General features: G+C 69.4%; 11 protein-coding genes. 3 read left to right on the top strand and 8 right to left on the bottom strand.

The genetic code is table 11. From position 1 onward, the window contains the following. Nucleotides 1–234: 234 nt before the first annotated feature. Together AOP72_RS07510 and AOP72_RS07505 are read right to left on the bottom strand one after the other, a co-directional pair. On the bottom strand, nt 235–840 hold the full coding sequence (locus AOP72_RS07510; protein ID WP_062134503.1) for a response regulator transcription factor: 606 nt from the start codon (nt 838–840) through the stop codon (nt 235–237). Continuing rightward, on the bottom strand, nt 837–1,928 hold the full coding sequence (locus AOP72_RS07505; RefSeq protein WP_062134500.1) for a sensor histidine kinase: 1,092 nt from the start codon (nt 1,926–1,928) through the stop codon (nt 837–839). Before AOP72_RS07505 ends, AOP72_RS07510 begins: the two co-directional genes overlap by 4 nt. A 219-nt stretch (nt 1,929–2,147) precedes the next feature. Here AOP72_RS07505 and AOP72_RS07500 point away from each other — a divergent pair, with 219 nt between their 5' ends. After that, nucleotides 2,148–2,654 carry a hypothetical protein gene (locus tag AOP72_RS07500; protein ID WP_062134497.1) on the top strand — a complete coding sequence of 169 codons (507 nt, stop codon included), beginning with the start codon at nt 2,148–2,150 and terminating at the stop codon, nt 2,652–2,654. Nucleotides 2,655–2,723: 69 nt separating this feature from the next. On the opposite strand, the gene AOP72_RS07495 is transcribed toward AOP72_RS07500, so the two are convergent. From AOP72_RS07495 to AOP72_RS07480, 5 genes are all read right to left on the bottom strand, one after another. After that, nucleotides 2,724–3,185, bottom strand: a complete 462-nt coding sequence (locus AOP72_RS07495) for a hypothetical protein (protein WP_193746385.1) — start codon at nt 3,183–3,185, stop codon at nt 2,724–2,726. A gap of 220 nt (nt 3,186–3,405) precedes the next feature. Continuing rightward, a complete protein-coding gene (locus tag AOP72_RS07490) occupies nt 3,406–4,896 on the bottom strand; it encodes a purple acid phosphatase family protein (protein ID WP_193746384.1) in 1,491 nt (496 codons plus the stop codon). Between the two features lie 102 nt (nt 4,897–4,998). Beyond that, nucleotides 4,999–5,121 carry a hypothetical protein gene (locus tag AOP72_RS13895; protein ID WP_274519729.1) on the bottom strand — a complete coding sequence of 41 codons (123 nt, stop codon included), beginning with the start codon at nt 5,119–5,121 and terminating at the stop codon, nt 4,999–5,001. 185 nt (nt 5,122–5,306) lie between these two features. Further along, on the bottom strand, nt 5,307–7,193 hold the full coding sequence (locus AOP72_RS07485; protein ID WP_152650293.1) for an FtsX-like permease family protein: 1,887 nt from the start codon (nt 7,191–7,193) through the stop codon (nt 5,307–5,309). Between the two features lie 5 nt (nt 7,194–7,198). Next, complete coding sequence (locus AOP72_RS07480; protein ID WP_062134486.1) at nt 7,199–7,954, bottom strand: ABC transporter ATP-binding protein; 756 nt, start codon at nt 7,952–7,954, stop codon at nt 7,199–7,201. Between the two features lie 249 nt (nt 7,955–8,203). On the opposite strand from AOP72_RS07480, the gene AOP72_RS13590 reads away from it, so the two are divergent. Beyond that, nucleotides 8,204–8,359: a DUF6131 family protein gene (locus AOP72_RS13590; protein WP_193746383.1), complete on the top strand. Its 156-nt coding sequence runs from the start codon at nt 8,204–8,206 to the stop codon at nt 8,357–8,359. 425 nt (nt 8,360–8,784) lie between these two features. Next, entirely contained in the window at nt 8,785–10,347 is a 1,563-nt protein-coding gene (locus tag AOP72_RS07475; protein WP_062134484.1) for an HNH endonuclease, read from the top strand. Nucleotides 10,348–10,385: 38 nt separating this feature from the next. Here the strand turns inward: AOP72_RS07475 and AOP72_RS07470 are convergent, their stop codons facing one another. Next, on the bottom strand, nt 10,386–11,054 hold the full coding sequence (locus AOP72_RS07470; protein ID WP_062134481.1) for a hypothetical protein: 669 nt from the start codon (nt 11,052–11,054) through the stop codon (nt 10,386–10,388). Nucleotides 11,055–11,172 lie beyond the last annotated feature (118 nt).

The following is an 11,172-nucleotide window of genomic DNA, read 5'->3' as shown; positions in this document are numbered from 1 at the left end:
TGTCGTTCGAGTCTGTCCCTCCTGTCGACGACGAGGGGCCTTCGGGCGGCGGGCGGTCCGGGCGGGTCGCGTGTCTAGGCCGCAACTCCGCGTTAGAGGTGGGGCGGCCCCGTCTCCAGAACTTCCGGTGCTGGGGAGTGTGTCTCGCCAGGCGGGGCTGCAGTTGAAGGCTAGCGCGGCGCGGTACATTTCCGATCGTCGTCGGCACAAAGCGATGCCCGAGTTGCGCGCGCCCTAGATCCACCCCTGTTCGCGCGCGTAGCGTGCGGCGTCGTGGCGAGTTGTCGTGTGCGTCTTGCCGATGGCACTCGACAAGTAGTTGCGGACGGTGCCGGGCGCAAGGTGCAGGATCTTCGAGATGTCCGTGACCGAGTAGCCGTCGCTCGCCACGCGCAGCACGTCCTTCTCGCGTTCGGTGAGTGGGGAGTCGTCGATCAGCGCCTGGGCTGAGACGGTCGGATCGACGTGACGCCCGCCGCCGGCGACGTGGGCGATGGCCTCCGCGATGGTGTCCGGTGCGGAGTGCTTACCGAGGAACCCGCGCACACCGAGCTTCAACGCGCTGCGCAGCATGCCCGGGCGGGCGTGCCTCGTGAGCATGAGGATCGACTGGTCGGGGTGCTCTGCGAGCACGGCGCCGGCGACGTCGAGCCCGTCCAGGCCGGGCATCTCGAGGTCGAGCACCAGGACATCGGGCAGGTGCTCCTTGAAGGCGGCGAGCGCCTGGTGCCCGTCCGCGGCCTCTGCGACCACTTCGATGTCTCCCTCGAGCGGGAGCAGGGTGGCGAGTGCGGTGCGGATCAATCCCTCGTCGTCGGCCAGCACCACGCGGATGGTCATACCGTCACCCGGCCGCACGTGAGGCTGAGCGTGAACACATCGGCCTCATGCGCAACGTCCAGTGCACCGCCGGACTGCGCGACGCGCTCGCGCAGGGCCGCGAGGCCCCGCTCGGGCCGAGACGGGCCGGTGGCGCCGTCGTTGTTGATGGTGAGCGCATCGGCCGCAATTGTGATGCTGACCCGGCGCGCAGCCGGGTGGCGCAGGATGTTGGTGGTGCCCTCGCGCAGCACGAGGGCGAAGAGTTCCTCGTCCGCGCCAATACGGGTGTCTCCGCCGGTGACGTCGACCTCCATCCCGGCCGCCGTCATGAGCGCGGTGGCGTTGACGAGCTCGGATGCGAAGGAGAGCTGCCGCGTCGAGTTCACGAGGTGCTGCGCCTGATCGATGGTCTCGCCGGTGAGGCGTTCGATCTCGGCGAGCTCGGCTGCCACGCGCTCGGGGTCAGTGTGCTGGAGCCGCGCCGCGACGGCTGCCTTGAGCTTGATGACGTGGAGGGTGTGGCCCTGGATGTCGTGGAGGTCGGCCGCGAAGCGCATGCGCTCCTTGACCACGGCGAGTTCGGCATCGGAGGCGCGCATCTCGTCGAGTTCAGTGAAGAGCTTCCAGGCAATGTCGTTGAGCCAGAACGTGGAGACGAACACCACTCCGTAGAGAAAGGAGCCCGCGACATAGGCGGCGGTGGACTCGGGGGAGCCTACGAGGCTCAGCAGAGCCGTGCCGACGATCATCGCCAACAGCGCGGCGGACGTGGCCAACCGCGACCGTGCCGATGTCGCGACGATGACTCCGGCGACCGTGGCGACCGGCACCGCTGCGGGGATGTCGGCGCCGACGAGCACCGCCACCGCCCACGTGCCCTCCGTGAACGCCAACGCGCTGGCGAGCACGGCGCGGCGAGGGTGCGCGTGCCACCGGCTCGCGACCCACACCGCCACCGTGAGGCTGGGCGCGACGAGAGCGACGTGCCACCATTCGTCTGCGGTGAGGATCAGCATGAGCCCGCCGACCACGCTCACTGTGCCGATCATGATGGCCGTGGTGAGGGTGCGCATGCGGGCGAGCGGGCGCGCTGCCGGGGCGGTCATGGGGGAGCGGGTGTCCTTCCGGGGCTGGCTGCTTGCTGGGTGGCGACACCCATCCTCGCGCGTCAAGCGGCCTTGCACTAGTGACGCTGTGTCACGTCCAGGTGGTGACGTGGCGACACTTCTGCGAAGACGCGAATCCAGGGACTCTGATGCCGTCCAGTTCCGCGAGGCCCTCAAGCGACGGCGTCGCGGCCCTCCCAGAAACCCTAAGGATCACTCATGTTGTTTGACGGCATCGGAGAGTTCTTCCTCGAACTCGTGGAGTTCGTGGGCGACCTCGAATCTTGGCAGCAGATCGGAGCGCTCATCCTGGTGAGCGCCATCCCCTTCATCGAGTCCTACCTGGGAAGCTTCCTGGGCATCATCGTGGGTCTCGACTCCTGGGTGGCTGTCGGATTGGCCTCTGTGGGCAACGCCATCGCCACATTCCTGCTGATTGCGGGCGCGGCACGGGCGCGGAGGGCAGTGGTCAACAGGCGCAATGGCGACGATGCGGCGATTCCCACGAAGCGCCGCCAGAAGGTCGCCAGGTACATGGACCGGTTCGGCGTGCCCGGCGTCTCACTGCTGGGCCCGCTCGCGCTGCCCAGCCAGTTCACGGGACCCACGATGGTGGCGCTCGGCGCCTCGGCGCGGAGCGTCTATGTGTGGATGGGGATCTCGATCATCGCGTGGGGAGTGCTGTTCGGGTTCTTCACCGAATCCGCGATCCGCTGGTTCCAGTAAGCGCGCGCGACGTGCGAGCGAGCGCAGCGGCCAGTCGCCGGGCGGCCGACGCGCTCGCGGCTCGGTGAGTCAGCCGGTTGGTTGGCTCGCAACGGCGACTGTTTGGCCATCGACGTCGGCCAAGGCGGCGGCGACGGTGGCGTCCAAGGCCTTCACGTCACCGATCAGGGTCTCCATGGCCGCCACAGTCTGCGCATTGGCGGCGAGGATCGCGAGGACGGAGTCGGGCCGGCCGTCCAGTTCGCCCACGTCTCCCAGGGCAGTCGCCGCGCAATCTTGAGGCACGGGGGGCTCGTCGAAGGATACGGGGGATGCTTGGCCCGAGTCCTCGCCGGGCGCTGCGGCCATGGCCGCCTCATAGGCGTCGATGTCTGCCGCAGCCGTCGACGACGACACCGCGGCCTCGCACGCGTCCATCGCAGCCCGCACCTCCGCGACAGAGATCGCGATGGCCTTGGTGGTGTCCAGCTCGGAGGCGCCCGGCTCGATGAGATTGGCGCTGACCTCGGTCTGCGTGGAGACGACGAGCATGAGGACGCCTACGCACAGCACAAAGAAGGCGAAGCGGCGCCTCACCCTCGTTCTCGCGGCACGGCGTCCGGTGCGCTGCTGGGCAACCGAATCGGACGCGTGCGGGCGGTTCATGGCTCGTGTTCCCTTCCATGGGCGTCGCGCCACCGCGGTGCGGACGGCGCCACTGGTCACAGGCCCGATCGGCTCGGAACCTGGGGTGGTGAACATTTCCGAGGCACTAGTGCGGGCCGCCCGTTTGCCTGCGCCAGAGCGCAGTGCCGCCGCCCGCAAGCGCGAGCGCCCCGACCGCAATGGCGGCGATCGCGCCGGCGGGCATTCCGTCGCCCTCGGCGGCGGCCGCATCGGGGCGTGCTTCAGACCTGGGGCTGGGACTGGGCGCGCTGCTCGACGGGCTCGCGCTGGGGGAGGCCGGCGGCGACGGCTCGGGTGCGCCCGCCCGGTGCAGCACCACTTCGTCGTAGGCCTCGCCGGTGTCGGTGCGGTAGGTCCCGATGGTCATGACGTCCGCGGAGACCTCGACGTGCGTGAAGTTGGGAGCCTCCTCCTGCCACGTGACCTGGGCGAAGTCGAAGCCCTGCGGGTCGGCGGCGTTGATGAAGTCCTCGGTGGCGAGCGGGTAGTACTTGGAGCCGGACGAGGAGTTGAGCGTCAGGTACAGCGTCTGGCCCTCGTCAGGATGCAGCGCGCCGGGGTCCTCGGACTCGACGGGCTCGCGGGCGTCCATGAGGGTAGAGCGCGCGTAGGTGTGGGCGTGGCCATTCAGCACGAGGTCGATGCCGTGCTCGCTGAGCACGGGCGAAATCGCCTCGCGGAACTCCACCATCTCCGCCGTATTGGAGTGCTCGGCGAGCCCAAAGGCCGGGTGGTGGAACGTGACGATGTGCCAGGCGGCGCTCTCGGCCTGCTCGGCCAGGACGTTCTCGATGAACGCGTCGTGCGCCTCGACGTCGAGTGCATTCGAGTCCAGCCCAATCACCAGCACGTCGCCGTGGCGGTACCAGTGGTAGCCCGCGGCCCCCTCAGCGCCGGGTAGGTGGAAGTGCGTGGCATAAGCGGTGGAGCCCGCATCGTGGTTGCCGAGGTTGAAGGCGAACGGCACCGACCGCAGCGCGTCAGGGTCCAGCAGCGCGCGGTACTCCGCCTCGTTTGAGGGCTCCTCGACCTGGTCACCCATGGAGTGCACCCACGCCGCGTCGGGGAACATCTCGAGTGCGGTGTCGAGAGTGGCGTTCCAGCCTTGCTGATCTGCGGCGACGTCACCCGAGCTGCCCATCTGCGGATCTCCCACCACCAGGAACTCGACCTCACGTGAGTCGAAGTCGCCCGTCGAGAACCGGTATGTAGTCGACCACTCGCCGCCGCCCACGCGGTAGACGTAGTCCGTGGAGTCCTCGAGGCCGTCCATGGTGGCGTGGTGGAAGTGGCGGCCATCGTGCGTCTCGCCGTTGCTGGTGGTCTCGGCCTCGTCGGCGTTCGCCGCCGGGAACTCGTCACCCTCGACGGCCGATGCGGGGGCCCACTGGACGCTTCCCGTCACCTCGTGCGGGGTGTACCAGGCGACGTTGCGCTGGGTCTCGTCGGCGCCGACGGTCAGAACGATGTCGGTGACGGCGGAGGCGTCGTCAACGCTCGCGGTTGCGGCCGTCGTGAGGGCGAGCGCCGCGAGCAATGCCGCGCCGAGCGAGGCGGAGGGTCGACGGACTGCCATGGCCATGCCTAGGCCAACGCACGCGCACCGCAGTCCTATGCCCGCGCATCGGCCGGTAGCGCGACCCTGGCGCCCTGCGGAACCCGTCGCTCCCGGTGGAACTCAGCGGGGCGTGGGCTGATGGCTTCTCCCAATGGACAGGCAGATCTCGTTGACGCCGATCAAGAAGACCCCGCACGCCGTGAGCGTCGCGCTCATGGAGTCCGCTGTCGTCTCCTGCGTCATGGGAACGCTCCTTGTCTCGGCTGAATACCTGGTGGCCGCCATCGAGAGGGCGATCTCCTCGGGGAAGGAGGCCTCTCCACTGGTATTTCTACACGACGCTCCGCCAGCGTCCTCGCCGCCGGGCGGCACCGCGACCGTGGTGATCGACGGCGAGGACGTCGCGACGCTCGAGCGCGCTGGCGAGTTCAGTCAGCCCGCACCCGTAGTCTCGCTCCCGCAGCCCCGGCGAAGGCGATCACGACCGCGGCCGCGGCGAGGCCCGCCCAGAACATGGGATCCACGCCCAGGCTGAACCCGCGCACCATCGCCAGCGACGCGCCCACCAACCCTGGCAGGGCGGTGAGCGTCCCAAGCGCGACGGCCGCGACAGCGACCAGGGCCGCCTCGATGCCGAGCATCGCCCGCATCTGCCGACGCGTCGCACCCAGGCGCCCCAGCAGCGCGAACTCTCCCGCACGCGAGCGGGTCGCGATCACGAGGGCGTTGCCGGCCGCGATCCCGATGAACGCGAGCAGCACCATCAGCAGCACATTGGACAGTCGACTGTCGGAGGAGCTCATCGCGGTCGCGGCCTCCACGTAGTCGTCAACGGGCGTGAGCGCGAGCCCGGCTGCCTCGGCCGCCTGCAGCACCGCATTCTGCTCGCCGGAGGCGGTCTCGACGATCACCGTCGGTGACTCCGTCGCTCCAGCGGCATCGAGACCATCCGGCCCCATGATCAGCCCTCCGAGCCCGAGTCCACGGTCAAAGACCGCGACAATCGTCGGCGTTGACTCCGACCCGTCCGGGTGGCGCAGGTCGATGCGGTCGCCCACGCCCTTGCCGGTCAGGGTCAGGTCATCGGACGCGACGGCGACGGCATCGGCGCCCTCCAGTGCCGCGAGGTCGCCCTCGGTCACGTCGGGGTCGATCAGGCCGGAGGGGTCGTCGAGCATCAGCACCGACCCCGCCTCCCACGAGAGGCGGTCCATGAACGGCGCATCCTCGTCGGTCGCCTCGACCTTGACCTGCACCATCGCCGTCTCCGTTGCAGTGACGGCAGCGACGCCGGTCAGGCCAGCGAGGGTCTCGCGCGCATCGGCCGCCTGCTCGGGTGCTCCCTGCCACACGAGGTCGCCCGAGATCGCGTCTCCCAGCTGCTGAGCCCCGGCCTCGGCGACCGTCCGGTTGACGCCCGTCTGGACCGAGCCGAGCGACACGAGCAGCGCGAGCGGCACCACCGCGGCCGTGAGGCGACGGGAGTAGCCGCGCGCGTTCGCCGTGGCCAGCACGCTGGCGGCGCGCGCCCGCATCATCCGCCGCTCAGCGAGCCACGTCGCCCCACGCAGCACGAGCGCAGGCCCAGCCAGCGCGACGGCCGTGATGAACAGCAGTGCCGATGAGGCCCCGGTCGCACCGCCCATGGCGCCTGGGACGAAGATCGGTGTCGTCGTGGCCGTCAGGCCACCCGCCAAGCAGACCCACGCGGCCGTGACGCGTCCGGGACTCAGCGTCCGCGCATCGGCCGCCGTGGTGCTCACCGCTGAGGTGGGGCTGAGCCGAGCCATCTCGCGTGCCGCCAGGCGACCCGCGAGCCACGCTGCCGGGAGGAGCAGGACCGCAGTGCCCAGCATCGGCAAGACGGACACGACGGGCGCGAAGCCCTCCTCCACGATGCCGCTCGCGCGCAGCAGCGGGACGAGGGCCCCGGCGCCGAAGGATCCTGCGACGCTGCCCACGACCAGTGCGGCGAGAGAGATTCCCATCACCTCGGTGGAGATGAGCGATCGCACCTGGCCGCCCGTGGCTCCGACCGCGCGCAGCAGTGCGAACTCGCGGCGACGGTCGCGCAGGGAGGCCGCGAAGGCCGAGGACACCACGAACAGCGCGAGCATGATCGCGACGCCGCCAAAGGAGCCCATGACGGCGGGGAGCATCGTGGCGGTGGGGGAGAAGGGGTCGCTCTCGCGCAGGCCCGATTCGATCAGCACGCCCGAGGCGAAGATCAGGGCCGAGGCGAGAACCATGGTGAGGAAGACGCCGGCCGCGCTGGGCCAGTGGGCGCGTAGGGCGCGCAGGGAGACCTGTCGCATGCCGGTCACCGCCCCAGCTCGAGCACGCGCTGGGAGATCTGGGCGGCCGATGCGCCGGCGGCCCGGTCGACCACGGCACCGTCGGCGAGGAAGACCACCTCGTCTGCGGCGGCGGCGACCTGGGGGTCGTGCGTGACCATCACGAGCGTCTGCCGGTAGGTGGCGACCGCATCGCGGAGGGTGGCGAGGATGCTGGCGCCCGTGTGGGAGTCGAGGGCGCCGGTGGGCTCGTCCGCGAAGATCACGTCGGGCTGCGTCGCGAGCGCGCGGGCGATCGCGACGCGCTGGGCCTGCCCGCCGGAGAGCTCGGTGGGGAGGCGGTGGGCCATGTCCTGCAGGCCGACTGCGCGCAGGAGCTCCTGCTCGCGCGCGGGGTCGGGCGTCTGATTGTCGAGCCACCACGGCAGGCGCAGGTTCTCGGAGACGCTGAGGTGGGGGAGCAGGTTGTAGGACTGGAAGATGAAGCCCACGCGGCGCCGGCGGAACGTGGTGAGCTTCTCGGGATTGAGGTGGCTGATGTCGGTGTCGCCGATGACGATGCGCCCCGAGGACGGCTGGTCGAGGCCGGCGGCGACGTTGAGCAGCGTGGACTTGCCGGAGCCCGAGGGGCCCATGACGGCGGTGAAGGATCCCTTGCTGACCGCGAGGCTGACGCCGCGCAGGGCGTGGACGGGCTGGGGCCCGGTCGCGTAGGTCTTCCGGACGTCCGTGAGGGCCACCGCTGTCGTCGGCGGTGCTTGGACGTTGGCTGGGATGCTCATGGTTCGCTCCTTGGCTGGTCCCGGCGCGGGGTGCGCCGGCTGATGCCACGGTAGGAATCCGGAGGGGTCCGCCTCTAGCGGCGAAAGTGCCTACTGGAGAGGTTCCATCTTTGGATGGAAAGGGACCGGCTCACGCGCGCCGGGGCCGGACGCATGGGCCACGAGGGACTTTACGTAGCCATTCACGCGTTGACCCTCACGGCAAGACCACACACGGCCCTGCACGGGCCGCCAACGATTGGACGTACCTTGATCATTCTCGGCCTCATTCTCCTCGTCATCGGCCTCGTGGCCTCGATCCCGATCCTGACGACCATCGGCGGAATCCTCGTGGTCGTCGGCCTCGTGCTCGTCCTCCTGGGCGCGCTCGGCAAGAGCGTCGGTGGCCGCAAGCACTTCTTCTGACACGCGAGGCGAGCTCTTCTCGCCCGGTCAGTAGTGGCATGGAACTGAAGGCGAGCGCGATGGCAATCACTGCATCGTGCTCGCCTTTGGCGTCTCTCGCGGCGGACGCCCGTGGCCAACGCAGTGATCAGCGACACCACGATGAGCGTCAGGAACGCGTGGAGCGTGAACGTGATGACCAGGACGAGGATCAGTGCCATCGCACCCGCCGCGATCCCGAGGAGAGGTCCCGCTGACAGGGTCTGGGTCCACTCGTCCATACGGAGTCGCCATTGATCTCGGTGGCGAACGTGCTCAGTCGTTCCACTACGGCTGTCCCTCGATCGTCGAATGATCCCGTGATGTCCGGATCATTCCCGGCGGGCCCATGTGCCGGGAGAGACGCTGGTGGCGTCGATGTCAGACCCCGGTGTTTGACTGAGGTCATGGCTGATGAGGCACCTGGTCTCGAGACGACTGTTCTTGAGGCGGCGGACGTGGAGCGGGTGAACGCGGTGGTGCGCGTGCTCGCATCTCGCGAGGTCTCGGGGCAGTCGAAGGACCAGCTGTTGGAGTTGAACGCGGCGGTCGCCACCCTGGAGCGGCTGGTGGGGGCGATGGGCGCCCGATGCGCGGGGGAGATCGCTCGGCTCTCGGCTCCGGAACTGCCCGGCGGCGGGCTCGCTCGGCGCGAAGGGCAGGGCAACGCCGCGACGCTGCTGTCGAAGGTGCGGGGAGGGTCCGTCAACGGGGCCAAGCAGGCGATCACTGCTGGCGACGCGTTCGCTCCACGCCCTCTCAAGGAGGGCGAGGGCGACGCGGCCGATGCGGGGGCTGGGTCGTCGGTTGGTGCTGGACAGGCGCGTGGGGCCAAGTATCCGGAGGTCGCCACGGCGTCGGCGGCCGGCGAACTGTCGGTCGACGCTGCCGCACTGATCGTGGGCGCGCTGAACAAGGTGAGGGAGCGCGTGGACCCCGCGTCGCTGGCGGCGGTGGAGAAGAGCCTGGTGTCCCGGGCCGTGTCCATGGCGGCGCACGATGTGCGGAAGATGGTCGCGCGGGCGATGGCACGGCTCGATCGTGTGGAGCACGAGCGGCGCGAGCGCGAGAACCATGAGGCCAGGTATCTGTGGTGGAAGCAGGACCACGAGGGAAACGTGCTCATCCACGGCGTGATGGACGCGGTCACTGCGGCGCCGATCATCAATGTCCTCGAGCAGATGACCACCCGCGACGTGCGGCGGCAAGGTCGTGGCACCGGTCGCAACGGCGCGAGCGAAAGCGACGACACCAGGACCGTGGGACAGATGCGAGTCGATGCGCTGCATGCGCTCGCGCGACACTCGTTGGGGTGCACGCGGACCGACCGTTCCGGGGTGCGGACCACGATGGTGGTGCGGATGAGTCTGTCGGACCTGATGAGCGGCGACGGACTGGGCAGCGTCGACGGGATCGACCAGCCGGTCTCGGTCGGTCAGTTGCGTCGCCTGTCGGGGGACGCAGAGATCATCCCGCAGGTCCTCGGAGGCGACAGTGAGATCCTCGATCAGGGTGTGCGGGAGAGGCTGTTCACCGATGCGCAACGGATCGCGCTGGTGCAGCGTGACGGAGGGTGCGCCAAGTGTCATGCCCCGCCGGAGCGCTGCGAGGCGCACCACATCAGGTGGTGGCAGCACGGCGGGACTACGAACCTGTCCAACGGAGTGATGCTCTGTACCAGGTGCCATCACGACATTCACCGCCAGGGCTGGGAGATCCACGCCACCGGGTCCTCGGTGGCCTTCATTCCGCCGCCACACCTTGACCCGGGGAGGACTCCGTCTGCTGGCGGCTCGGCGGCGCTCGACATCGACATCCCGCCGCCTCCGGAGCAGGTCTGGCCCTGCATCACGCCCGAGGACGAGGCGATGGTTCGCGCCTGGGCCGCCGCCGATCGTGCCCGCGAGCCTGAAGCCGAGTGGGATGCCTACGCGTCACATGCCGGCGAGCCGCACGAAGCGTGGGTGTAGTACGCCCATCGTCGGGTCATCGTGGCGTGTGTCCGTCACTACCGCCTGGGCTCGCTCAACAGCCTGGGGTTGATGGGAGCGGCGGGCTCGTCGGTGACGTCCGCATCGTCGAGAGTGACGCCGCACCGCTCGGATGCGGCGGCCTGTGCGGCCCGCGCTCCCTCGACGGTGAGGGCTTCCTGTTCCAGGGCGACCTGCATCTCGTAGAGCTCGACCCACTCGTCCATGAGTTCATCGGTGAGGCTGGCAAAGGCGTCGAGGTCGGGCTCGCCGCCGTCCTCGTCCCGCGAGTCGGCCTGGCCCAGGCTCACGGCGAACGCGCTGTAGCTGTCGCGGAACTCTTTGCTGGCTGAGGCGAGGACCGCGCCGTGCACGGCCTCTTGGGCCACGGCGCCAAAGTAGTACGACTCACTCATGCCACCGCCGGCGATCGATCCGCACAGAATGTCCAGCCCCGACTGCTCCAGCTCATCGGTGATGCGGACGGTGCCGAAGTCGCCGCCGAGCTCGATCATCTCGTGGGCCCATGGGTTGTACTCGAGCTCGCCGGGAGTCGCCGCGAACTGGACCGCAGTGCGCGTCACCGCGATGTCGTAGTCGAGCTCGCCGGGTTCGGGCTCGACGGACGCGGTCGAGGAGGAACATCCCGCTGCCACCAGCACCGCCGCGGTCCCTGCGATGGCGTATCGCCAGGAGCGTGCTCCCATATTCCCCCCAGATGTCGAAATCGAACGAGCGTCACGCTACCTCAGCAACCAGAGCCGGGCGGTCGGCGCCGATGAACCTGCGGCCAGCTGTCGGGGCCTCGGAGCGCGCCCGATCCAC

Origin of the sequence: Demequina aestuarii, from assembly GCF_000975095.1 — a bacterium.
Lineage (GTDB): Bacteria > Actinomycetota > Actinomycetes > Actinomycetales > Demequinaceae > Demequina > Demequina aestuarii.
This window is presented reverse-complemented; position numbering and strand designations above follow the sequence as displayed.